Here is a 24776-nt window from a genome sequence, read left to right on the forward strand (position 1 = left end):
CTGCAAATCATTTTTTGTGATGGGTAAAACATCCATCCCAACCAGTCACCGGGGGTTCGATGAGAAAGCTTTCAATCCGCTGCAGATAAAGTTGGTAGAGCGGTTGGGGGGATTTCCGATTGAGAATCGCAATTTCTTTCTTTGCTTCAGCAAAGCGCTGCTGACGATAAAAAGCTAACGCCTGCTGCCACTGTTCAAGTTCTGGATCAATATCATTCCCAAGCCGCAGCGGTTCGAAAATCTCAACAGGCTGTTGCTTGCCTTTTACCCGCACCAGATCAATCGGCCGACAGAGAATCTGACCTTTCAATTGATCCCGGGTTTGCGCCGAAATCAGAATTCCCGTGCCATAAACCTTATTCAAGCCTTCCAACCGCGAGGCCAGATTGACCTGGTCGCCAATCACCGTATAGTCGAAAAGCTGTTCACTGCCAAAGTTGCCTACCCGCATCGGCCCACTGTTGAGACCAATACCAATGTTAATCTCCGGGAGCCCTTCAAAGACCCACTTTTCTTTAAGCTCTGTGGTTTTCTCCTGCATATACAATGCTGACTTGACCGCCTGCAGCGCATGCTCATCATCATCCAGCGGAGCCCCCCAAATCGCCATAATGGCATCACCGATAAACTTATCAATCATCCCTCGACCATCGGTGATCAGCTGACTCATCTCGGTCAGGTAGCGATTCATAAAGTCGGCCAGGGCGACCGAATCCATCTGTTCTGAGATGCTGGTAAAATTGCGAATGTCGCTAAACATCACCGTCAACACTTTTTCCTGACCGGTCAACGACAACTGCGTTGGATTCTGCAGCAATTGTTCAACCACCTGCGGTGCCAGGTAATGACGAAAGGCCCCCTGCACGAACAGCTTCTGCCGTTCGACGAGAAAATAGTTGGCCAGCGTCACCAGCAACCAGATCAGTACTATGGTCAGCAGCGGATAGGTTAAGCCGACGATGTTGCCGTTTTTGAACAACAACAGATAATTGCCGCTGATCGCCGCCAGTAAAATGCCCAGCGCTCCCAATGCCCCTTTTAATGGACCACTTCGAGCCAACAACAGGCTGAGCAGAATACCACCAACCATAATCAACGAGATGGTGATACCAATTTCGGTCAGGATATCGTGCCTCAGCGGATCTCCAGCCAGCAGGTTATCGACGATGTTAGCGTGAATCTCGACACCGGGAATAATCCGCGACAAGGGAGTGGTCTGCAGGTCGAGAAGTCCAGCAGCCGACGTACCGATCAACACCACCGCCCCCTGCAGTTCCGGATGGTTCGATTCAAGTAAATCACTGACAGAAAGATAAGCAAAAGACTTCCAGGGACCACGGAAATTGACACTCATTTGCCCCAAATCATCGGTCGGAACAAAACGCTCACCGATCGAAACTCCCAACAGATTATGCCTTTTCCCGTTAGCCGGTGCCGGGTGAATCGTCAAGTTCTGCTCGCCAAGAGCAATGCGTGCCACCTCCAAGGCCAATGAGGGGTAGGGGATTCCATCGAGACTAATCAGCAGTGGAACCTTGTGGACAGCACCGGAGGATTCGGGAAAGAAGTTAAGAAAACCCTCGCTCAATGCCTGGGCCACAGCCGGGTGGTTGGCGGTCGCGCGATAGGCTGATAGCAAGCTCAACTGATCAAAGCCGATACCTTCGGCCGCCACCTGCAGATTGGCCGAAGGAAAGGGGAGTGCGGCCGGATCTTTCAAGCCATCATTCTGGGTCAACATGGCATAACCGAGCACCGAATCGCTCTGCGCCAAGGCATCACCCAACTGTTGATCATGATCGAAACTGGGCAGAATTCTTGCCAGTCCGGTACCGATCTGCGGATAACGCTGGAACAGGTTCTTCGGCGAGGTCCGGTCAGCCTCGATAAACATCATATCGAGACCGATGACCTTGGCGCCCTGTTGATCGATCCGCTCAACCAGCTGCGCCACAAGATCCCGCGGCCAAGGCCATTGTCCAAGCTGCGCCAGACTCTTTTCGTCGATATCGACAATGATGATTGAATGGTGAGGGGTCTCACGGCCCCGCAGTTGAAACATGCTGCTGGTCAGCTGGTTGTCAAGGGCCTGTAGCAGAGCAGGCTTTTCTGCTCCGAAAGACAGATAAAAAACGCTGGCCAGCAGAACGCAAAGCAGACCTGCTTTAAACGGGGTCGGTTGCAGCAGACGTTTGAACGATCTACTCAACGATCCCCCCCGAAGATGCCTATGATCCGTGCCGACGGAGTGGTAAGCTGGGCTTCGAAATTCCCCGCTACAGAATCAGCCGCGGGGCCATAAAAGGCACCGTTGATCGTTCCGCCGGGCGTCACTAAGGGAGCGGTGAACTGCCCGGTCGCCACCGTTACCGACGGGATATTCAGGTTGATCGCCGGATTGATCGTTCCTGCCGGGAAACTGAGGGTTCCTGAGGTCAGCATATCTGCGTCAAAGTCGACATTCAGGGTCACGGTGCCGCTCGGCAGAGCATCAAAGGGACCGGAGATCGGCACATAAACCCCCTCTGCACGGCAATTGTAGGTCGCCGTTCCGCTGACTGTGACCAGATCGGTCGAACTGGTCATTTCACCAGCAACCCAATAGGTACTCGGGACATGCACATGATAATCGTCGCCCGTATTTGGATCGGCGTAAGCGATCTCCCAGGATCCCCAGGAAGCATAGGTGGCAATGGGTGGTTTGGACGGATCTTCCGTCAGCAGAAAGTTCCCCTGTGCCTTTAATCCTCCACTGCTGGCACCATTCCAGATCGTCCCTCCCCCGACGATGGCGGCAAAGATGTCGTCGCTAATATATACGGAACCGTTGGTTCCGCCAACCGTCAGACTGCTGATCGAAACGGACGGATCGACCAGATCGAAAGCGGTCAAACTGCCGTTGATGGTTCCCGTATTACGATTCACACTCAGAGAAAATTCTGTGGGAGAATTGTTCATAAACAGGCGCCGATTCACATCGATCATCGCCATATTCTCGCCAACCCCAACCGCATAGCCATCAAATAGAGCCGTTCCGGCTGGGGCAGCAGCCAGTCCTGCATCGCGGAAACCGGCGGCAACCAGTTGCCAATTTTCTTGCAGATTCTGAGCTGCATCAACCAGATAAGTATTGCCAGCGGCAACCAACCCAAAACCGGAAGCTTGATTACCATAGAACTGACCAAAGCTGCTGCTTCCATCGATAGCCAGAATCGACCCTGGCCCCACATCATTTACAATGTCGTTGCCGAAAAAGTGCGTCACGTTGAAACCGGTGCCGATAATATTGCCGAAATAAAATCCTACCCCTGCATTCGGACCGGTCGCCTGAACCACGCCGAATATTTTGCCGTTTGCCCAGTTGACCACCATATCGGTCAGATTGCCAAAACCTTCAAAATCAGAGTTAGAAACATTATCGAGTGTTCCGGCCAGCGGTCCGGTGAACCAATTGATACCGCTGGTCGGCAAAGCCAGGGTCGGGGTTCCCAGGAAGCCAATTTCATAAAAGTTCTGGGTCGGGCTGTTGAAACTCCCTGCCAGATTGAGAACACTGAACTCCCCGGTGTTGTCATTAATGATCTCGGCACTGAAGCTGGTTGGAGCACCGAGCAGGGTCACAACTCGGCTGACCGGATGCTTGACAACCCCCGTATAGCTGAGGTTCGGAATATAACCAGTCACCGTATAAGGACCGATGCTCGGCGTAGGTGAGTTACTTGCTGTCCCGGTTAACTGATCAGCCGAAGTCAGACCACTGAGACTGCCGACCCAGCTCTGATTCGTGCCGCTGGAAGGGTTCAGATCCTCTTGCAGCACCGCTAAATATTGTCCGCTGAGGGTTGCAGTTCCACCGCTCCCGGCAGCGATGGTCGTATCTGCCAAGACCGTATCGGTCAAAACTGTCTGAGCCGGTGGTTCAATCTCAACCGGGAGCTCTGTCACAATCGGTTCAGCCGCCACTGGTGCCGGTTCGCTCCCGCCGGCCGCAGGTTCTGAAGAAATTAGTTCATTTTCCCCAGCCGTATCGGCAATCTCCCCTGATGCGGGGAGATCCTCGGCTGGGCTTTCATCCGACAATGGTGGCGCTGCAGCAACCGTTGGATCAAGTTGCTCCACCTCTTCCGGTGTAAACTGATATGGCTCCTGCGGAGCCTGTCCCGGTGATTCCAGCTTGGTCCCATAACCCGGGATCGACAGCTCGACACTGCCAAGGGGATTGCGAACATAAATCCCTTTCCCACCCTGAAACACCACCGCTAACTTCCCATCTCGCACCTGTCCAGCGTACATTGAGCCGCGGATACCGATGGTGGCACTGGGGGTTTCGGTGGTGAAATTTTGCGGCGAGCTTTTAGTGATCGACCCGCCCAAGACCCGAAACACCCCTTCATTGACTCGGGAAGTCATTTTCCCTTTTTGGGTTTGCTCATTCCACGCGTATTCTTTAACAACGAATTCACTGACCGGACCGAGACTCACAATGGTGCTATCGGCAAACATTATCTGCATCCGGCAACGACGGCCGGTGTTGATGACATCAGCGATTGAAATTTCACTCCCAATTGCCACCTGGCGGCTAGCATTCACCTCAGTAGTGACAACCGCTTGGCCGCGCAGAGCAATAACTTTCCCGATACGCTGAGTCTCTTCGGCCGCTACCGAAACGGAAAACAGGTTGCAGAAAAGAATAACGAACAGCAAGAATAAATCGGGTCTGTACATTTTTTTCGCCAGCATAATCAGACCTCTTAAAACAGATAACTCAGGGAAAAACTGATGACCTGTTTATCATATTCGTACAGATCAATATTGGAACTGGTCTTGTTCAAGATACCAAGCAGTTGTGCCACGACTTGACCGCCTTCATTCGATCCTTTCCAAACTGGACGACTCAATCCCACGGTCAGTTCTCGCAGCCGATCCCGCCGGGATTTACCAAACAACAGCACATTAGCATCGTAATCACTAGCCTGCAGTCGAGCACCGAGAGAACCGGTCAATTGCCAAGGCAATGGTCGCTGGTAACGCAGCGAAATCAATTTGCGTTGATACCTGTATTCATCAAGTTTAGCTTGATTATTTTCGAGACCAATAGCTGCGAGCAAAGATCCATGCTGCAACTGCCAGGCATGTCTATACTCCAACCGGTACTGATCTGCATCACGACTATCGGCAGCGTAATTGAGCCTGGAAAACTGTCCGGAGATAGTTGCATTCATCATCTTACTTAATTGCCAGGAATGCTCGGCGGAGAGGCTCATAATCGTTAAATAACGTTCTTCGTCCAAGGTGAGATGATTGACTTTAACCTGCACTTTCGTCAGCTTCTTCCCCTGCTGCCAAAGCGGTCCGGTGTTTAAACCAATCAGGTTTAAATTGAGATCCTCTTCAGAAGAGTAAAGGGCATTGTATAGTAGCAGTGACGACAGCCAGCCGACTCTCTTCGGGTGACTTCGGTAGAGGTGATTCAGCTGGAAACTATTTTGACTGATCAGATCTTCTTGCGGCGTTGCACTGGCACCATTGAGGGTAATAGTCCCAAGCAGTTGAGTCTCTATCTGTTCGTCAACCGGCGAAGCATAGACATTGTCATCGTAACTAATCCCCACTGTCAGACTGCCGCTAAAATTGTGCTGCTGGGCAGCTTTGCTGATCCGTTGCAGGTAGCGTTCAACATTCTGCTGCACCGTGTCCGGTGGTCGCTTGGCAAGTACCCGGTTAAAATTGCTGCGCGCCGCTTCTAAATCGCCGATTTCAAAATTACTGCGGGCCAGTTCCAGCCGCGCCCGATCGGCTTCCGGTTGTGCAATCAACACCCGCTCAAAAGAAAAAATAGCGGTCTCAAAATCACCAATTTCATAAGCACTACGACCAAGCAGAAAATCGGTTTCCGGATCACCCGGCTGTTGCTGGACTAAAGTATGAAATATTTTAAAAGCAGCGGCAAAATCGCCTTTATCAAAGGCTGCTTTGCCGGTTTGGAAACGAAATTGTTCTGCGGAGGCAGGGGAATTGAAAACCAGAGTGAGGGCAAACAGAAGCAAGCTGCACCGCAGAAATAACCGGATTGATTTAACCATCAGCAGCATGCATCCTCCAAAGATGCTTTCAAATCATCATTTAAGCACTCTTAATACCATCACGGGTGCTGCGTTTCACCTCGTACATCGCCTCGTCGGACAGCTTAACCAGCTCCTGAAGGCAATAGGCATTGGTCGGGTAGGTGGCAACACCGATACTGGCGGTAATCCGCATCGGCTGCTCGCAATCGGAGATAAACTCCGTTTCACGTAATTTATCCAGCAGATTAGCGGCCATCGCCATCGCACCTTTTTTGCTGGTTGATGGCAATAAAAAGACAAACTCATCGCCACCGTAGCGGGCCGCATAATCGACGACTCGAACCTCCTGCTTGAAAAGGTGGCCGACCTCTTTAAGCAAACGACTCCCGGTCAGATGTCCATAGGTATCATTGACCTGTTTGAAATGATCGAGGTCAAGAAAGACCATCGACAGCTCATTACCATAACGGCTGGCGCGCTCCATCTCGTATTCGCACAAAGTCTGAAAATGGCGGGTGTTGTAGAGACCGGTCAGATCATCGGTGATGGTCAGATCCCTGACCCGCTGATGGAGGCGGGAATTTTCGATGGCGATGGCGGTAAAGTCGGCAATGGTCGACAGAATGCGCTGATCCTGTTCGATAAACTGCCCCTGCCCGACGCCATTGAGAAGCTGAATAACACCGATAATACGGTCATTGGAAATCATCGGCACGCAGACGATTGAATGGGTGACAAAGCCGATCTTTTTATCGATCCGGCTGGCGAAACGGGGCTCTTTACTTACATCCGGAATCAGCAAAGAAACGCCATATTCAGCAACCCAACCCGCGACACCCTCACCTGGTTGCAAACGGCTGCCGGCCAAGAGCTCCGCCGATGGGGACACAACGATTTCAAAGCACAGCTCTCTGCTTTCCTCATCGACGATCAACAGCGACCAAGCTTGCGGACGCAACAAATTGCCGACCTTTTCCATCACCACCTTGTAAACATCCTCGAGCGTCAGGTGGGAGGTCAAAGCCTTGCCTATATCGACCAGGGTTTCCAGTTCATCCGATAAACGCCCTGTTTCGACCAGCTCTACTTTTTCAATCGCCATAACTTTTCCATTGAAATGTGGCCACATTTAATCCTATTAATTTAAGCGCTCAAGTAGGATAAGTCAATCATCTCAAAGAAAATTGCTTGATTCATTAAAGATAATCGTTAAAACTGCCGATATATAAGGAGAAAGGTTTAAATCCCAGAGACGGGAGAAGAGAAAGATCCACGGAGGGAACCATGTTAGAGGACAAAATCAAAGTAGGCAGCCTAAAAGCCACCGATCTCTACCGAGAGGTCGAACCGGTCAGCCCCTATCCACGAATTAACCCGCAACAACAGCGGCCCGAAGGTTATGTGCGGCCAGTAGTGGAAAGAAAACCGGACAAGGCAGATCAGGCACGGCGGCGCTTTACGGCGATGCGTGAGTTGATTGAGAAACTTAAAGAGTTTGCACCGATAGTTCGGGTCGATTTCAATACCGCCCACCAGGAAGTCTGCGATAAAGGTCTGGCGATCGCTGAAGAGGAGCTGATTTCCCAACTGTTACAGCTGAAGGTGTCACTGGGAAGTATTGATGAACTCGTCCAACAACTACAGCAGAAAAGTTCGGGACTGACACCCGTCAGCGGCCGCATCATCACCACGAGCTCGAAACTTTTCCCGGTTTATGTCGAAGGACTTTCCGAATACATCCTCCGTTTTGATGATCTGCAGGTCAAAATTGGCGAACATCAGCGTGGCATTTTAGAAGAGATCAACAATAATGGCCGTTTCGTGGTTGAGCATAATCGGCTCCGGCTGACCTTCAGACATGTCAGCTCAATCCCCACCGCCGTCGGAGCCCCCTTAAGCCTGAATATCAGTATTCAGGTCGGGGCCATCGAAGTCAACGAGACCGGTCGCCGGGCAATTCTCTATCAGCGCCCAAATAGCAGCTACGCCCTTTACTCCGACAAATCGATTAACTTGTCGATCTAGTGATGTGCGACAAGGACGACTAAAGATTAAAGGGGTTGCCATTCAAACTGCCCTGCCCCTGATCGACGGATAATTCGAGCCGGTAGCCCCCGTCACGCCTGACGAGCATCCCTTTTTGCATTAAACCACCCGCCAACTGTTCGGCCTGTTCATCCAGAACGGCTGGATTTAGTGCCGTACGCCCTTTGCGCTGCAGATTGGCGAACAGGCGAAAACCGGCATTAAAAACCGCACGATCAATATCGAGTTGAAATTGCCCTTTCAGTTTGTCGAATGCGACCGGACTGGAAACGGCAATATCACTCTCCTGCAATTCCAGACGACCTTGCCCCTGCAAAATTCCTTCGTCGGCACGCAGCGCCAAACGCTCCAGAGTCAGTGTCAGCCCCTCTTTAAAAAATTGAGAATAGAGACCCAACAGCTGCAACTGCAGAATCAGCGGATCGACCTTCTGACTGATCAGTTCCGCCTGCAACTGCTTGGCGCTTTCCTGTAATTCCCGTACTGCTGCGACATCGATGCCCGCCACCTTAAGTTGCAGCTGACCATCGGTAAAGGTTTCTCCGCCAAGTGACAGCTCGGCAAGGGTCAAATCGAGTTCGCTGGCGAGTTGTCCTGCGTTCATCAAGGTACTGGCTCGATAGGCCAGTCCGGTGAGTTCGAGTGCAACCTGCTCTTGCTGTTCAATCAGCAACCGGTCGAGCTTGAATTCCCCACCACCGAGAAGCAGACCCTGTTGTTCGGCAAAATCACTATCCAGGTCAACCCCCGAGAGAATGACCTTTTGCTGGCCGGTCGCTTGCAGTTCCAGAGTATCCAAGCGGAACTGCAGATTACCGCTACTGAGGTGGCCATCCAAATTACAATCCAGCATAACCTCATTGATCAGCACCTCTCCTGTGCCATCGCTGAAACGCAATTGATCCAGAGCAAAATGCGTCTTCGATGCGCCATTCAAGCCGACATCGGTTTGCAGCTGCAATTGTTCCACCGACAGCAACTCGGCCAGTTCCGCAGCCAGCGGTGACTGCTCCGCCAGCCGGGTGATTACTCTGACCCCCCATGGAAAATGGCGGATCTGGTGTTGCAATGCCAGCGAGTCCCGATCCTTCATGGATATACTGGTCTGCACCTCAGAAACCAGCAGGCCGCGCTGATAATCGCGCAATTCAACCTGCAGCAGCCCCGGATAGCTTCGATTGACCTGCGAGACCTGGGCCTTGAACGCCTCTTCTGTCTTACTACTGCAATAATAAGTAAAGCCAAACAGGGCCAATAGAATCAGCAACAGCACACTGGAAAATATCTTTCTCATCATCAACTCCGGGCAACACACATCATTATTATCTATTCTGGTTATCTACTTTGCTCCACCAAAAATCGGTGTTGCGTCAATTCTTCAGTTTTTGTCCACTGAAAACACGGAAGACACTGAATTTATTAGATCAAGGTTTTTCCGTGAGTTCTGTGTTTTCAGTGGAACATATTTTTCACAATGCTTTGACGTTAAATCATTCAAGATTGAGCCAAGTGGATAACCAGTTTATCTATTTAAACGCACACGCTAGCGGCACCGGATGATCCTGTCAACAAAGGATCGGTTGGTCAACTCTCCATGGGGTGAGATTATTCATTGCGCAGATAGCCCGCCGGCTTCTGCCCCAACGCCTTCCAGGTGCCGAGCAACCCGAGCAGCAGGGTCACGCCAACCCCAGCCGCCAGGGTCAGTAAAATGACCTCGGGATGCAAATTGAAAGGAGCATCAAGAGGACCTTTGAGGATAGCAAATGCCGCCAGCGCTCCGGTTAAAGCACTGATGCTTCCAGCGGCCAAGCCGAGCAGGACAAACTCAGCAGCGAAGGTCAAGAGAATATCGCGCCGCGTGGCGCCGCAAACCTTGAAAATCACCGCGTCGTGAATGCGGCGGTGTTGATCGGCGGAAACCGCTCCGGCGAGGACCAGAAAACCGGTCAGCAATGCAATCCCGGCCATGGCCTGAAAGGCGGCACCGATCCGCCTGAGGGTGCGGGCCACGTTGCCCAGCACTTCGCGGGTGCTGATGGCGGAAACATTCGGGAAACGACCCGTCACCGCCCGATAAACAGTTTCCTCAAGCGGTTGCGGCAGATGCACCGCGGCGAGGTGGGTCTGAGGAGCATTTTCCAGCACCCCGGGGGCAAACAACAGAGCGAAATTGAGGCGCAACGAACTCCAGTCAACCAAGCGCAGATTGACAATTTCAGCGCTGATCTCACGGCCGAGAATGTTGACCGTAATGCTGTCGCCGATACCGACACCGAAACCCTCGGCCAGGTCAGCGGTCAACGACAGTTGCGGCGGTCCGCTGTAATCGCTCGGCCACCAGTGACCGGCGCTCAACTCGGTGCCGACCGGCATAGTCCCGCTATAACTGAGGTAACGATCGCCACGCACCGCCCAACGGACCGCCGAGGCAATTTGCGCCTCTTCCACCGGCACCCCGGCAATGGCCACAATCCGACCGCGCAGGGTTGGCGAACGATCAACCTGCAACTGCGGGTACTCCGCCAGCAGATCGACAAAAGGTGCGACTTGGTCCGGTTGGATATCGAGAAAGAAGAAGGCCGGGGCCTGATTGGGAATGGTCTCGCTGACCATATCGTTGAGATTGGTCTGCACCAGAGCAATCATCACCAACGCCGTCAAACCCAAGCCGAGAGAGAAAATCACACTGCCCGCGGGCCCACCGGGACGGTTGATATTAGCCAGCCCAAGCCGCAAGCGGGGGTTTGCCGGTCGCGGCAGATGACGAACCAAACGGATGACCGCCGCCGCCAGCAGGCGAAAAAGGAAAAAACAGAGCCCGGCGCCAGCAATGAACCAGAACGCCAAACGCTGATCACGACTGCTCAACAGCGCGACCAAAGCCAACAGCAGCGCGGTGACGCTAATCGCCAACCAGATTTTCTTCCCCGGCCCCTGCCGGCTGCTTTCGACATAACCGCGAAACAGGACAGCCGGAGCCACTCGCCGGGCAATACCCAACTCCTTAAGGGAGAAGAGCAGGGCGATCAGCAGACCGAACAGGCTGGCGATCAACAGTACCCCGGGGTAAATCCCTGGCCGCAGGGGAATCGGCAAATTACCGCCGCTAAAAAGCACAATCAGCCACGGGGTCAAAGCGCCGAGCAGCAACCCCGCCCCGGCCCCCACCGCACCGAGCAGCAAAACCTGCAACAAATAGGCGACGAAGATCACCCGACTTGAGGCTCCCAAACACTTCATAGCCGCAATGTGCAGAATCTTGCCGTTGAGATAGCCGCGCACCGCACCGGAGACCCCCAACCCACCGACCAGCAACGAACAGAGCCCGAGCAAGGTGAGATTGGTCCCCATTCGGTCAAGAAAATAACGCACCCGCGGCGCCGCCTGCCGCCAGGTCCGCAGCCGCCAACCGGCATCGGGAAAACGCTGCTGCAGCTGCTCTTTTAAATTTTCCGCCTGCTCACGATCGGCCAACTTCAGCCGGTAGCGATAAGTGACCAGACTGCCCGGCTGCAGCAGTTCGGTTGCCGCCAATCCAGCCCGGCTGACCAACAACCGCGGCCCCAGGTTAAATGCACGGATGGTGCGATCCGGTTCGACCTGCAGAACGCCACGCACAGTAAACAGCACCTTGCCGACCCGAACTTTGTCTCCCACCTCGATAGCGAATCGTTGCAGAAAAGCCTGTTCCACCAGAGCACCAAAATTGAAACCGGCACCGCCCAGCGCAACATCCAGCGACTGTGGCGGCTCGATCGACAGCTGTCCATAAAGGGGATAAACGGCATCGACCGCTTTTAGTTCGATCAGTGCTCGCTGGTCAGTCGTTTGGCTGGCGGCCATGGTGCGCAACTCCAGAACTTCGGAGAGCAACCCCTGACGATTGAGAAAGTCACGCTGTTCTGCTGTGACCGGCCGGTGCGCCAGGCGGGCTTCAAGATCGCCACCGAGCAAGCCGCTGGCGTCGGCCAGCAAACCGGAACGGGCGGCGGCACTGAAGCTGCCGATGGCACTGATGGAAAAAACACCGAGGAACAAACAAGCAAGAAAAACCCCGAAGCCGCGCAGGCCGCTGCGCAGTTCGCGGCGCACCAATCGCAACGCCTGACGCAAAACCGGCGGCTGGGTCACGCCACCGCTCCGGACAACACCTGAAACTGTCCGTCAGCCATCCGGACCGTACGTTGGCAGCGCGCGGCGAGTAACGAATCGTGGGTCACCAGAATCAACGTGGTCCCATACTCCTGCTGTAAGCCGAACAGCAGTGCCATCACCTTTTCACCGGTTTCCTGATCGAGGTTGCCGGTCGGCTCGTCAGCCAGGATCAGTTTTGGCTTGGCGACAAAAGCCCGCGCTAAAGCCACCCGCTGCTGCTCGCCACCGGAAAGTTGCCCCGGGAAATGGGCTTGTCGCGAAGCCAGACCAGTCGCTGCCAGGGCTATTGCGGCCTGTTCAAGGGCATCATCGACGCCAGCGAACTCCAACGGCAGGGCGACATTTTCCAGCGCGGTCATGTTAGGCACCAGGTGGAATGATTGGAAAACGATCCCGACCTGCAAACGGCGAAAACGCGCCAGACCATCCTCGTCCAACTGGCCCAGCTCGGCACCGGCCACCCGGACCAACCCGGAATCGGCCTGTTCCAGACCCGACAGCGCCATCAGCAGCGTAGTTTTACCGGCCCCCGAAGGACCAACAATGCTGAGAGTCTCCCCTGCATCGACGCGCAGATCGACGCCGCGCAAAATATTGACCCGACCGGCGCCACCCACTAGACTTAAATGCAAGTCCTCTATTTCAACGATCGGATCAGCCATGAAAAGCCCCTTTACCTCTCTGTTAATGTCATTGCTATTGCTCGCTAGCAGCTCCGGCTGGGCGACGCCAGCGACAGAACAATTGCGCATCGTGGTGCTCGGCGACAGCTTGTCCGCCGGATACGGCCTGTCACAACAAACCGCCTTTCCGGCCCGTCTGGAAGCGGCCCTGCAACGTAAGGGTTACCCGGTTCGTGTCATCAACTCCGGGGTTTCCGGCGATACCAGCACGGGTGGTTTGGCCCGCTTGGATTGGGCGCTGTCCGACCGTCCCGACCTGATGATCATCGAGCTGGGCGCCAACGATGCGTTGCGCGGGCTCGATCCGCAGCAGACCAAACAGAACCTGAATAGCATCCTTTATCGTCTGCGGGAACAGCATGTCCAGGCCTTATTGACCGGCATGAAAGCGCCACGCAATCTGGGTGAGGAATATTATAACAAGTTTGACCGCCTTTATCCCGAGCTGGCGCGACAGCACAATGTCCCCTTTTACCCCTTTTTTCTTCAGCGTGTGGCGGGGGTAATTGGGCTCAATCAGGCCGATGGTATCCACCCGACCGCCGCGGGAGTAGAGGTGATTGTGCGGGAGATATTACCGCTGGTGGAAGAGGTACTGGATGATTTATTGAAAAACCGGAGAAATCGGCGCAACGCAGCAACAGACGTTGCTGATTGAAAATGCAAGAGCGAGGAGCGACCTCGCCCTGTTAATAACGGAATAAATTACGTCGGCAAAATCAGAGAGTAATCCCAACCAGCGGCAGAAATTTCGCTAAATCATCCGGCAACGGTGATTGAATATCGATCGGCGTATCGCTGAAGGGATCGACAAAGGCAAGGCGACAGCAGTGCAAAAACAGCCGCGGCAGCTCAGGCGGACAGGGTCCACGATAACGGCTGTCACCGAAGAGGGGATGACCGCGCTCGGTCAGTTGCTGGCGGATCTGATGCTGACGACCGGTGTGCAGCTGCAGTTCCAATAGTGAGGCCTGATCGTTACGAGCTAAAGCACGATAATCGGTACGCGCCGATTTTATTTTCCCCTTGGCACTCAGTTCCGATTCCAAGCGCCCGCTGCCCGGGGTTTTACCAACTACCAGCGCCTGATAAAACTTTTCCACCTCTTGACGCATAAAGACTTGCCCCAACCGACCGCACGCCTGCTTACCCTTACCAAACAGGATCGGCCCGGAGGTTTCCAGATCAAGGCGATGGACCGGCGCCACCTGTACCCTCAGTCCACGCTCGGCCAAAAGGGCCGTAACCCGCTGGGTCAAGTTATCGGCTTCATGCCCCTGACTGCTGTGAACGGCCAAACCGGCAGGTTTATCGATGATCAGGATTTCACGCGACTCATAAAGAATTGTCAGCGGCAAAGTACAGCTAACTGGTGTTGCCATCAGTTCGCGCACCCGGCCACTATCGGGCAGCAGGATGGAGTCACCGATCTGCAAACACTCTTTTCCGCTTAAAACTCCGCCGGGCCCACGGACCTTCCCCTTCTTCAGCAATTGCTTCAGATAGGCAGCGGGGGCAGCGGGGATCCGGCAACGTAAAAAATCTTCCGTACAGAGGCTGGCTTCACTCTCTTCTACTATAAATTCAGGCATGCGCAGAGCATAGTTCGGAGTCGCTCAGAAGTGCAATCGATAAAAGCATATTTGGCAAATGCCGCTATTGCGACTATGATATGAGCGCATTTCAGTCAACCGAACTCCCCCCATTGAGGAAGAGGTTTGACGGGTTGACTGTTGCCACTGCACGCCTGCGATCTTATCGAGAAAAAGGAGGGAGAATATCAATGTACGATTTCAGTCATTGCAAACTCTGCGGCGAAAACTCTGCCACGGCAAAATATAAATTAAAGCAGATGACTCTGTACGCCTGCCCAAACTGTGATTTTCACTACATTAATGCGCTTGATGACTTTCCCGCAGAGCAACCAGACACCTCTTTACTGACGGAAAAAGCACGCAAATTCATCGAGAGCAAGCTACCGCAAAACAGGGTTCAGTTGCAGAAGGAGCTGCAGTTTGTCCAAACCTATGTCCCCCTGCCAGAAGCGACTTGCCTCGATATCGGTTGCGGCGCAGGGGTCTTTCCGGCGCTGCTCAAAGAAGCGGGAGCGATAGCACACGGGATTGAACCGCAGCAGATTTTTCGTCAGTTCTCAGAGGAAAAATTTCAACTCACGATCAAGCGTGAACAGGTCGATGATCCCAGTTGGCAGAACAACTATGCTGATTACTTTGATGTGGTAACACTCTGGGACACGCTCGAGCATGTCAACTTCCCGGTCGAAACCCTCAGGGCAGCCCACAAGCTGATCAAACCAGGGGGATACCTTTTTCTCGACACGCCGTCGCGTGATTGTTTTTTTTACCGCTTCAGTGAATGGTCGTATCATTTTAGCCTAGGGACCAAACCGCTACTGCTCGGCAGGCATTTCTCGCCAAAGCCATATCGCCATAAACAAATATTTACCACCGTTCAATTAACCCGACTGCTGGAAACTAGTGGCTTTGCAATTGTCGGCCATTCTGCGCTGCATCGCTCCAAAAAAAAATTGGTTGTCGCCTGTCAAAAAAGCAGCACATAAGGCAACCCACCTGCCGTGCCAGCAGCTGGCGCCGACATTTTCACTGATAAAATATAAAAAGTCGGTTAACGGGTTGAATATTTGCTCATAAACCAGCCCGTTAGCTGATCTTATGTTCTGAAAATAACAATCCCATATTTTGCGAAAAAAAAGATTCCGCAGGCAGCGGTTCACCGCAAAAAACCACTTCCCGTTTACAAACTACCGATTTACTGAATAAAACCGAGAAACCCAATACTTTAAGGATGTTGCATAAAAGCATAGGACTGCAAGATTAAAAAGTTGTAGCATTTCAAACCAGCGGTCTACACAGCAAAACGCAGAAATTCGTAACATACTGTTTTACCGCAGCTTTCTTCTATTTTTCACTTGCAACAGATAATAACAGGGGTATACTTTCGCTAACAGTAACCAATGGTTGTGATTTTAAATCACATCTAATATAGGAGCCCCGCCATGAAGTGTCCCGTTTGTAACAATCACGAACCTCAGGAAATCAACCTGCAATCCGAACAATTTAACGAAGGAATCATTGAGTGCAGCTTCTGTGGCACCAGTTGGGCCGTCAATCATGGCCTGTCGGAAGTCATCAAAGATCCAAATGAAAAATCCTTCCTCTCCGCCACTTCAGAAACGGTTGAAGGCGATGACTACTGCTGGGCCTGCTAAAACTCGGTCAAGTCGATAAAATGAAAAACGCCTGTCAAACTGATATTGACAGGCGTTTTTTTGTTTTTAACTCTATTGAGCGCGGCTATGCACCCTCAGCCTTAGCTGAAGACGATTTCCAGCCTCCCCCCAATGCCTTGATCAATAATACACTGGTGCTCATCTGTTCACCGCGTAACTGGGTCAGAGCACGCTCGGCCTGCAGAGCACTGCGCTGTGTATCGACAACTTCCAAATAGCTAACCAGTCCGGCCCGGTAACGCTTTTCCGAAAGTTTTAACGCCTGTTCAGCCGCAGTCACCGCCCGTTGCAACGATTGCCCTTGTAAATCCAAAATCTGTAGACCATTGAGCCCGTCCTCAACTTCCTGAAAAGCAACCAACACCTGTTGGCGATAGTTGGCGATGGACTCTTCATAAATCGCTCTGGATCTGTCTAAATTGGCACTATTCCGGCCGGCATCAAAAATCGGCAGGGAGATTGCTGGACCGATACCCCAGGTTCGGTTGTTCCAATCAAACACTGAATCAGCCTGATTACTGCCATATCCGCCACTACCGGTTAAGCTTATGGCCGGGAAAAAGGCTGTTTTTGCCACCCCGATCCTTGCCGAGGCGGCAGCCATCTGTCGTTCGGCAGCGGCCACATCAGGGCGCCGCTCCAACAACTGTGATGGCAATCCCGATGTGATTTTGGGCGGACCCTGATCGAGCGGTACCGTTACTAATGCGAAGCTTGACGGCGACAAACCGATCAACACGGCAATTCCGTTTTCTAACTCGCCGCGCTGTTTCTGCAGGCCGACCGCTTCAGCCTCGGTGCTGGCCAGTACGGTCTCTGCACGGAAGAGATCGAGCTGACCGACCTGTCCGTTGTTGAATTTACTCTTGACTAAATCACGGGTCGCACGGCGCAACTCGATGGTCTGTTCCAGCAAACCGATCTCGGCATCGACTGACCGCAGTGCAAAGTAACTGCGTGCCAGCTCAGCCTGCAACGAAAGCAGCAGCGTCCGATAATCGGCAACAGCGCTTTCAGTATCTGCCTCGGCCGCTTCAATGGAGCGCTTAACCCGCCCCCAGAGATCAATCTCGTAACTAAGGACCATCGGCAGACTAAACTGATTGTCTATTCGACTGCGCCCGGTTGCCGAAAGGTCGGCTGCAGTCCGTTGCCGGCTGGCACTGCCGTTTAAGTCGAGACGCGGGATTCTGTCAGCCTGACTGATACCGAGGCTCGCCTGCGCTTGACTCAAACGGGAGTAGGCTGCCTGCAAAGTCTGGTTGGCCGCCGCGGCCTGCTCCTCGAGTTTATTAAGAACAGGATCCTGATAGAGTTCCCACCAGTTGCCTTTCGGCTGAGCATCGTTCGGTGTCGCTTCCTTCCAGGGAGCGTCATTTTTAAACTGGATCGGCACCAATGCTTGCGGTCGCTGATAATCGAGCCCCATGGTACAAGCGGACAAAAGCAAAACCAACAGGCCGTGCATGACAATTCTCGGCACAATTATTTTACTTTTCACGCCGCCACCTCCTTGACATTCTCGACAATTTGTTCAGTTCCACTCTCTACTTCATGCAGTACTGGCTGACGTTTTTTTGCCAACAGCAAGTAAACCGCAGGGATGACAAACAAGGTCAGGACGGTTCCCAAGCTCAGGCCACCAACGATAACCCAACCGATCTGCGAACGGCTTTCGGCTCCGGCGCCGCTGGCCAAGGCCAAAGGAACAGTTCCCAGCACCATTGCGCCGGTGGTCATCAGGATTGGCCGTAGGCGCAGGGTAGCGGCATCGAGCACAGCTTCGAGCTTACTCTTTCCCTGTTCCTGCAATTGATTGGCGAACTCGACGATCAAGATGCCGTGCTTGGTAATCAGCCCAACCAGGGTGATTAATCCAACCTGACTGTAGATGCTCAGGGTGTTGCCGGTGTAATAAAGTGCCAGCAAAGCACCGACCATCGACAAGGGCACGGTAAAGAGGATAATCAGCGGATCGACGAACGATTCGAACTGGGCGGCCATCATCAGGTAGATCATGATTAATGCCAGGGCGAAGGTCACCAACAGACCAGCGCTGCTGTCCATGAATTCAAGCGACTGGCCTTTGTAGTCGATCCGCGCCGTTTCCGGCAGAATCCGTTTTGCTGCAGCGTTGAGAAATTCAAGTGCCTCGCCCTGCGAATAGCCGGGGGCCAGGTTGGCGCTGATGACCGCGGCGCGACTGCGGTTGAAGTGATTGAGCGACTGCGCAGTCACCCCTTCCTCGATCGTCACCAGGTTGGACAGCGGTATCATTTCACCAGCGGCACTGCGCACATTAATCTGATTGAGGTCATCCGGGGTAATGCGCAGCTCGTCTTCAATCTTGACGATGACGTCGTACTGCTCGCCATCCATTTTAAAACGGGTTACGTCACGACCGCCCATCATGGTTTCGATAGTCCGACCGATGGTCGCCACCGCGACCCCCAGATCCGCCGCCTTATCACGATCGACCTGCAGCCGCAGCTCCGGCGAATTCAGTTTCAAGTCGGTGCGGGCGGCAAGAATTTGCGGATTTTTGCGCACTTCGCCCATCAATTGATTAATCTGCTTGCTCAGCTCTGGATAACTGTCGGTGGTCTTAACCACGAACTGCACCGGCTGGTCCATAAACGGTTGGCCGAGCGAAGGTGGCGTGATCGGGAACCCGAGCACCCCGGGGATGCCGAACAACTGCGGCCCCAGTTCGCCAGCGATCTGTAGCGAAGAACGCTCCCGCTGCTCCCAGTCCTTCAGCTCGACGAAACTTAGCCCTTCCGTCACCTTGCCACCCATCCCGGCCACCGAGAACACCCCGGCACTCTCCGGAATCGGCTGCAGCAGCGCTTCAGCTTGCTTCAGGTAGTGATCGAGATATTGGATGTTGGAACCGTCCGGCGCGATGAGAAAGGTCATGAATACGCCACGGTCTTCCAGCGGCGACATTTCCGACGGCAGCTGGCCGAACAGGTACAAAGTACCAGCCCCGGCCAACACAGCGATGGACAGACCGATCAGCACCGTTTTCAACGACCAGCCAAGCAGGCGGCGGTAACCGTTTTCGAGAGCGATGAAGAGATTCTCCATCAGGGTGAACAGCTTGTTGTGGCTTTCCTGATGGCGCAACATCTTGGCGCACATCATCGGCGTCAGAGTCAGGGCAACAAACCCGGAAACGATAACTGCTCCGGCCAGAGTCAGGGCAAACTCGGTGAATAACTTACCGGTCCGTCCTTCCATCATCGCCACCGGCACATAAACCGCGGCCAGGGTCATGGTCATCAGGATGACGGCAAAACCGATCTCCTGCATCCCCTTAATGGCGGCTTTGGCTGGTTTAAGTCCACTTTCGACATGACGATGCACGTTCTCCAGCACGACGATCGCGTCATCGACCACCAATCCGACCGCCAGAACCATCGCCAGCAAAGTCAGGGTGTTGATGGAAAAACCGAGCGCCCACATCAAGGTAAAAGTACCGACCAGCGACACCGGGATGGTGACCAGCGGAATCAGAGTTGAACGGACCGAGCGCAGGAAGATGAAGATAATCAGCAGCACCAGCCCGACCGCTTCGAAGATCGAGGTGAAGACATTCTCGATGGAACGCTCGATAAAAATCGAGGAATCGTAAACAATTGTGGCCTTCATCCCTTGCGGAAATGATTCCCGTAGTTCGGGCAGCATCTTTTGCAACGCGGCAGAGATATCGAGCGGGTTGGCCACCGACTGCTTGACCAGACCGACGGCAACCGCCTGTCCACCGTTGTAGCGCAGATTTTCACGCACCGACTCGGGACCGATCTCGGCCCGGCCGACATCCTTCAGGCGTACCAGAGCATTACCCGACTTTCGGATAATAATGTCCTCAAACTGCTCCGGCGAGTTGAGGCTGGTGTCGGAAAGCACGGTAAACTCGCGGGCACTACTCTCCAAACGACCGCCAGGAACCTCGATGTTCTGCGCGCGGATCGCATCTTCGACATCCTGCGGAGTCACACCCCGCGCGGTCAACTGCGCTGGATCGAGCCAGATGCGCATCGAGTATTTACGGCCACCGAGGATCTGAGCTTCGGCAACGCCGTCGATCATCTCCAACTGGTCAGTCACATAACGGTCAACGTAATCGGTTATCTCCTCGGGACTGTGCTTATCACTGGAGAAGGACATATAGAGGATCGGTGAAGCGTCCGCCTCGACCTTGGCAATAACCGGCTCCTCGATATCATAGGGCAGATCGGCACGTACTCGGCCGACCCGGTCACGGACCTCGGCCGCAGCATCATCAGCGTTGCGCTCCATCTTGAAAACGATGCTGATCTGACTCTGTTCCTGCCGACTCTCCGAGGTGATGGTCTTGATTCCTTCGATTCCCGAAAGGCTATCCTCGATAATCGTGGTTACCTCGGTTTCAATAATTTCGGGACTAGCGCCCTGATAGACCGTGACCACCGAGACGGTCGGTTCATCGATATTCGGGTACTCGCGAACCGTTAGTCGGTCGTAAGCGACCAGGCCGATCAGTACGATCAGCAAGCTCATCACCGTCGCCAGCACCGGACGTTTAACGCTTGTTTCTGAGATTTTCATGATTCACATCCTATAGTTTCACCCGTGTCCCACCCCTCTTCTCTGGCAAGTCGAGAGAAGGGGGGCTCTTCTTACTTCGGAAGAGGGCCGGGACACGAGACTTAAATTTTTGCGAATAAGGCCGGATCTGCGGGCAGGGCATGCACTGGGCTTCCGGGGCCGATTTTCTGGTGACCTCCAGTGACAACCACATCACCTGCGACGAGACCGCTGGTGATTTCTACCCAGCCTTTTAAGCGGGTGCCGGTTTCGACCGCAACCATCTGCGCCTTGCCATCGACAACCTTGAAAACCAGCTTGGTTTTCGGTTGCGGAATCAGCGCCTGTTCAGGAATAAACAAGGCATTGGCTCTGGTCGCAACACTCAGTTGCACCTTGACGAACTGACCGGGAAAAAGCTGGTGACCAGCGTTATCGAGCAGACCGCGCACCACCAGACTGCGGCTTCGCTCATCGACCTGCGGATTTATAGCGTAGACCTTGGCTGCAAAGATGCGTTGCGGATAGGCATCTGACTTCAGTTCAACCTTCTGGCCAGTTTTGACCTCGGCGAGATATTTTTCCGGAATGGAAAACTCAACCTTCAACTGCTCGACCGCTTCCAGATTGACCAACGGTTGACCCGGCTGGATGTAATCCCCCAAGCTGATCTGTCGCAGCCCAAGGGTGCCGGCAAAAGGTGCCTCGATGCTGGTTTTCGCCAACTGGGCTTGAGCCAGCCGGACACCCGCTTCATCCAGCTGCCACTTAGCATAGGCTTCGTCCCGCTCCTGCCTGGAGACAGCGTGGTCTTTCAGCAGGTTTTCGGCGCGCTGGTAATTGGACTTGCTAAGATTGCGACTGGCGATCGTCCGGTCCAGTTCGGCCTGCAGCACGGCACTGTCGAGTTTGATCAGCAGCTTGCCTTGCTTGACTTGCTCGCCTTCGGCAAAACCGATCTTTACGATCCGCCCGGCGATTTCAGCGGCGATCACCACCGATTCTTCCGAACGCAGACTGCCAACTGCCGACAGCAGCTTGTCACTGTCTGCGACTCGCACCTCGGCTGTTTCGACCGGCATTGGCGGCATCGCCGCTGGCGCGGTTTGTTTTTCCGGCTCCGAGGCCAGCAGCTGTGGACCGTACAGCAAACCGACCCCAACGGATACGACCAGCAGACCGGCAAAGATCAACGCCAGCAAAGCGGTTCTGGGTCGACGCCGGATCGCCGGCGTTAGTTCTTCAGTGAGCTCTTGCTCGCTTAACTCGTGTTGTTCCTCAGTCATGATATCCCCTTCTGCGTTTTTTCAGGAGTGAGTGCTCACTCCGCTATTTGGTGAAAAAAGATGGAAACTTAGTAGAAACGTTTCCTATGTACTAAATGGAGTGAATGCTCGCTCCGTGTTCATGGTCAAAAAAATCACGCCTTTGTCGTCAGTTTTAGTCCGACAATGCCCGTGACGATAAGTAATACACAGAGAATCCGCGCCACCTCCCGCGGCTCACCGAGAAAGATCATTCCCAATAGTGCCGTGCCGACGGCGCCGATCCCAGTCCAGACCGCGTAAGCGGTACCAATCGGCAGGGTCTTCAGTGAGTAGGAAAGTAAGCCGAAGCTGATCGTCATTGCAGCCAAAGTCAAAACCGAAGGAACCAACCGGCTGAAACCTTCGGTATATTTAAGTCCGATTGCCCAGCCGATTTCGAACACTCCGGCAATGATCAGATAAACCCATGCCATCAGCTACTCCTTTAGCGTTTAATCGAGGCCCAGGTCGCTTCGACAACAGCAGTGACCATTGCCTCGTTTAGATCAACGAAGCCATTCTGATGATCTCTGACCAAAAACAGTAACGGCCCGAGCGACAAACCAAACAGGATCTCAAAGGGGAGATCCTTAATAATCTGCTGTTGCTGACCTTGCGCGAAAAAAGCGATTAACGGTTTATCACACTCAAATTCATCGGCGCGTTTCTTGGCGACACCGTAGGGTGAGTTATAATACTGCTCCATGAACTTGGTGCCGAATGGGTTGGCGAGAAAAAGCTGCGTGAGTACGGTGAATATCCGTAAATAATTCTCCCGTACCGGCGATTGCGGATCATAGGACTCAGCAAAGCAGTTAATAAAGAGGCCATGAACCTGCTCATGGATCGCCTCAATCAGCTCATCCTTGTCCTTGAAGTAGCGATAAATGGTGCCAACCCCAGTGCCCGCTTTTTGGGCGATCTGCGAGGTCGGAGTACCATGGAAGCCCTGTTCGGCGATCAGTTCCATGGCTGCCTGCATGATGGCGCTACGTTTATCGGTCGGTTTATTGGTCATCTGCGTACGTCCTCAGTGCGGAGTGATCGTTCAGTCCTCTTATGTATATTCCTCTGCCGAGTTGCTGTCAACAGGGTATTGATACTTTTTTTTATCGATTCCTTGCTGAGTTGGCGAACTTTTTGAGTTTACTTACTTGGAGGTGAACAACGGCAGGATACCGTAGATATGGCATTAAGAAACAAAATGGCTCGAACTGCTATTAACTGGAAGGTAGCAGCAGAGCAAAGTAACCAGAGAGTGACTACTTCGGCTCAAAAGCAAACTTAATCACACAGCGTTCGTCGCCCGCGATCAGACTTTCTTCAATTGAATGGTGCGGCTTCAAGCGCAAGGCTTTCATCACCCCGTTGCGGATCGACTGACAGCCGCAAGCGTAACCTTTGGCCATCTTCGCTGCCTTGAGAGAATCGAAAGCGTGGCAACTGGTACCGGTCCAGATAGCAGTATTGCCTTCGACCGTGATCGGCTCATTGAGATACATCCCATCAGGAAAGCAGCTCGCCCAGACGGTACGGAAAATCTCGATCAGCTCTTCGATCGATTCGGGCCGTTTGATTTCGCCTGATTTGAGCAGCACTAGGGTGTACTTGCGGAAAAACCGCTCGGCCGCTTCCAGGTTCAGTTGATTGGCCTTTTCTTCGCCGAACTCGCGGACCATGGTCGCGTGCCAGTAGGAATCGTGCAGCCACCAGAGTTTTTTGACCTTATCAATACTGGTCATGTTATTCCCCCTCAAGCTTCTGAAATCACATCTTTTAATGGTTCGGCAGATTCTTTGCTGCGCTTCTTCAACATCGCCAGATAGTTACCGGCCAAAATCAGCAGCATCCCGACCACCGCCGGAGTCGTCCATTGATAATCTTCCCAAATGGTCGACAGCACCAAAGCCACCAGCGGAAACAGCAACGTGGCGTAAGCGGCGCGTCCAGGGCCGATTCGGCCAATCAAGCTAAGAAAACAACCAAAGGCGATCACCGAGCCGAACAACGACAGGTAAAACAGCGATCCCAGATAAGCAAAGGTCGGCTCGATGATCAGCGGTGCACCGCTGCAGAAGGAGATCAGCAACATCAGCAATGCACCGTAAGCCATACCGAAGGCGTTAGTCTGGATGATCGGCAGCCCCTTTTTCTGATTACGGGCAGAGAGAATATTACCGAGGGAGGCCAGGTAGGTGGCGAGGAAACAGTAGCCGAGGGCCAAAAGCGCGCTGCCTGCAGCCTCAAACTGGGCGACTTCCGACCAGAACATCAACACTAATCCGAGCAGACCGAGCAGGCCACCGAGCAAAACCTTCAGTTCAACCGGAGTCCCGAGGAACAGGCGGCCATTGAGCAGGTTCATAATAACGATGGTGGAAAAGACCACCGCTGCCAGTCCGCTAGTCAACTCCAGTTCGGCGAGATAGAAAAACAGGTAGTTCAGCGCAAACAGTTGGCTGCCCTGCAAGGGCATGAAAAGTTGCTCGTTACGGCTGAACTTGAGCGAGCGGCGGGTCACCAGGCACCAGAGAAACAACATCAGCGCCGCCAACGCAAAGCGGTAAGTAATGGAGACCGACGGCGCAACAGCGCCAAGCTGAAACTTGATCGCCAGCCAGGTGGAGCCCCAGATCAACACGGTCAGGGTATAAAAAAGGAAATTTGCCATCGC

At 53.5% G+C, this 24776-nt stretch carries 19 protein-coding genes; 4 read left to right on the top strand and 15 right to left on the bottom strand.

The window, feature by feature from the left end; all coding sequences use genetic code 11:
- Positions 1 to 7: 7 nt before the first annotated feature.
- The 4 genes from ACZ5PT_RS04340 to ACZ5PT_RS04355 are packed head-to-tail and all read right to left on the bottom strand — an operon-like array spanning position 8 to position 7167.
- Positions 8 to 2209: a CHASE2 domain-containing protein gene (locus tag ACZ5PT_RS04340; RefSeq protein WP_464265581.1), complete on the bottom strand. Its 2202-nt coding sequence runs from the start codon at positions 2207 to 2209 to the stop codon at positions 8 to 10.
- Complete coding sequence (locus ACZ5PT_RS04345) at positions 2206 to 4725, bottom strand: FecR domain-containing protein (RefSeq protein WP_464265582.1); 2520 nt, start codon at positions 4723 to 4725, stop codon at positions 2206 to 2208. The genes ACZ5PT_RS04340 and ACZ5PT_RS04345 overlap by 4 nt, the downstream gene beginning before the upstream one ends.
- Positions 4726 to 4751: 26 nt before the next feature.
- On the bottom strand, positions 4752 to 6092 hold the full coding sequence (locus ACZ5PT_RS04350; protein WP_464265583.1) for a surface lipoprotein assembly modifier: 1341 nt from the start codon (positions 6090 to 6092) through the stop codon (positions 4752 to 4754).
- Positions 6093 to 6123: 31 nt separating this feature from the next.
- A complete protein-coding gene (locus tag ACZ5PT_RS04355; RefSeq protein WP_464265584.1) occupies positions 6124 to 7167 on the bottom strand; it encodes a sensor domain-containing diguanylate cyclase in 1044 nt (347 codons plus the stop codon).
- 182 nt (positions 7168 to 7349) lie between these two features.
- Between ACZ5PT_RS04355 and ACZ5PT_RS04360 the strand changes: the two genes are divergently transcribed.
- Positions 7350 to 8090: a hypothetical protein gene (locus ACZ5PT_RS04360; RefSeq protein WP_464265585.1), complete on the top strand. Its 741-nt coding sequence runs from the start codon at positions 7350 to 7352 to the stop codon at positions 8088 to 8090.
- A 19-nt stretch (positions 8091 to 8109) separates the two neighbouring features.
- Here ACZ5PT_RS04360 and ACZ5PT_RS04365 read toward each other — a convergent pair whose 3' ends face one another.
- The 3 genes from ACZ5PT_RS04365 to ACZ5PT_RS04375 all read right to left on the bottom strand — a co-directional run bounded on the left by ACZ5PT_RS04365 (position 8110) and on the right by ACZ5PT_RS04375 (position 12931).
- Positions 8110 to 9405 (bottom strand): DUF945 family protein, encoded by a 1296-nt coding sequence (locus tag ACZ5PT_RS04365; RefSeq protein ID WP_464265586.1) that lies wholly within the window; start codon positions 9403 to 9405, stop codon positions 8110 to 8112.
- 311 nt (positions 9406 to 9716) lie between these two features.
- Entirely contained in the window at positions 9717 to 12245 is a 2529-nt protein-coding gene (locus ACZ5PT_RS04370) for an ABC transporter permease (RefSeq protein ID WP_464265587.1), read from the bottom strand.
- Positions 12242 to 12931, bottom strand: coding sequence for an ABC transporter ATP-binding protein (locus tag ACZ5PT_RS04375; protein ID WP_464265588.1), 690 nt, complete (start codon positions 12929 to 12931; stop codon positions 12242 to 12244). The genes ACZ5PT_RS04370 and ACZ5PT_RS04375 overlap by 4 nt, the downstream gene beginning before the upstream one ends.
- Between ACZ5PT_RS04375 and ACZ5PT_RS04380 the strand changes: the two genes are divergently transcribed.
- Positions 12930 to 13610, top strand: coding sequence for an arylesterase (locus ACZ5PT_RS04380; protein WP_464265589.1), 681 nt, complete (start codon positions 12930 to 12932; stop codon positions 13608 to 13610). The two genes, ACZ5PT_RS04375 and ACZ5PT_RS04380, sit on opposite strands and share 2 nt — an antisense overlap.
- Positions 13611 to 13671: 61 nt before the next feature.
- Here ACZ5PT_RS04380 and ACZ5PT_RS04385 read toward each other — a convergent pair whose 3' ends face one another.
- A complete protein-coding gene (locus tag ACZ5PT_RS04385; protein WP_464265590.1) occupies positions 13672 to 14544 on the bottom strand; it encodes an RluA family pseudouridine synthase in 873 nt (290 codons plus the stop codon).
- Between the two features lie 191 nt (positions 14545 to 14735).
- Here ACZ5PT_RS04385 and ACZ5PT_RS04390 point away from each other — a divergent pair, with 191 nt between their 5' ends.
- Positions 14736 to 15533 (top strand): class I SAM-dependent methyltransferase, encoded by a 798-nt coding sequence (locus ACZ5PT_RS04390; RefSeq protein WP_464265591.1) that lies wholly within the window; start codon positions 14736 to 14738, stop codon positions 15531 to 15533.
- Between the two features lie 456 nt (positions 15534 to 15989).
- Entirely contained in the window at positions 15990 to 16202 is a 213-nt protein-coding gene (locus tag ACZ5PT_RS04395; protein ID WP_464265592.1) for a hypothetical protein, read from the top strand.
- Between the two features lie 85 nt (positions 16203 to 16287).
- On the opposite strand, the gene ACZ5PT_RS04400 is transcribed toward ACZ5PT_RS04395, so the two are convergent.
- From ACZ5PT_RS04400 to ACZ5PT_RS04430, 7 genes are all read right to left on the bottom strand, one after another.
- The gene (locus ACZ5PT_RS04400) at positions 16288 to 17724 is read right to left on the bottom strand and encodes an efflux transporter outer membrane subunit (RefSeq protein WP_464265593.1); all 1437 of its coding nucleotides are present in this window, start codon (positions 17722 to 17724) and stop codon (positions 16288 to 16290) included.
- On the bottom strand, positions 17721 to 20816 hold the full coding sequence (locus ACZ5PT_RS04405) for an efflux RND transporter permease subunit (RefSeq protein WP_464265594.1): 3096 nt from the start codon (positions 20814 to 20816) through the stop codon (positions 17721 to 17723). Before ACZ5PT_RS04405 ends, ACZ5PT_RS04400 begins: the two co-directional genes overlap by 4 nt.
- Before the next feature lie 101 nt (positions 20817 to 20917).
- Positions 20918 to 22081: an efflux RND transporter periplasmic adaptor subunit gene (locus tag ACZ5PT_RS04410; protein ID WP_464265595.1), complete on the bottom strand. Its 1164-nt coding sequence runs from the start codon at positions 22079 to 22081 to the stop codon at positions 20918 to 20920.
- A 134-nt stretch (positions 22082 to 22215) separates the two neighbouring features.
- Entirely contained in the window at positions 22216 to 22536 is a 321-nt protein-coding gene (sugE, locus tag ACZ5PT_RS04415; RefSeq protein ID WP_464265596.1) for a quaternary ammonium compound efflux SMR transporter SugE, read from the bottom strand.
- Positions 22537 to 22547: 11 nt separating this feature from the next.
- Positions 22548 to 23120, bottom strand: coding sequence for a TetR/AcrR family transcriptional regulator (locus ACZ5PT_RS04420; RefSeq protein ID WP_464265597.1), 573 nt, complete (start codon positions 23118 to 23120; stop codon positions 22548 to 22550).
- 244 nt (positions 23121 to 23364) lie between these two features.
- Positions 23365 to 23844: a hypothetical protein gene (locus ACZ5PT_RS04425; protein WP_464265598.1), complete on the bottom strand. Its 480-nt coding sequence runs from the start codon at positions 23842 to 23844 to the stop codon at positions 23365 to 23367.
- Between the two features lie 11 nt (positions 23845 to 23855).
- Positions 23856 to 24773, bottom strand: coding sequence for a DMT family transporter (locus ACZ5PT_RS04430; RefSeq protein ID WP_464265599.1), 918 nt, complete (start codon positions 24771 to 24773; stop codon positions 23856 to 23858).
- Between the last annotated feature and the right edge of the window lie 3 nt (positions 24774 to 24776).

The sequence above is a fragment of the Desulfuromusa ferrireducens genome, assembly GCF_055389805.1.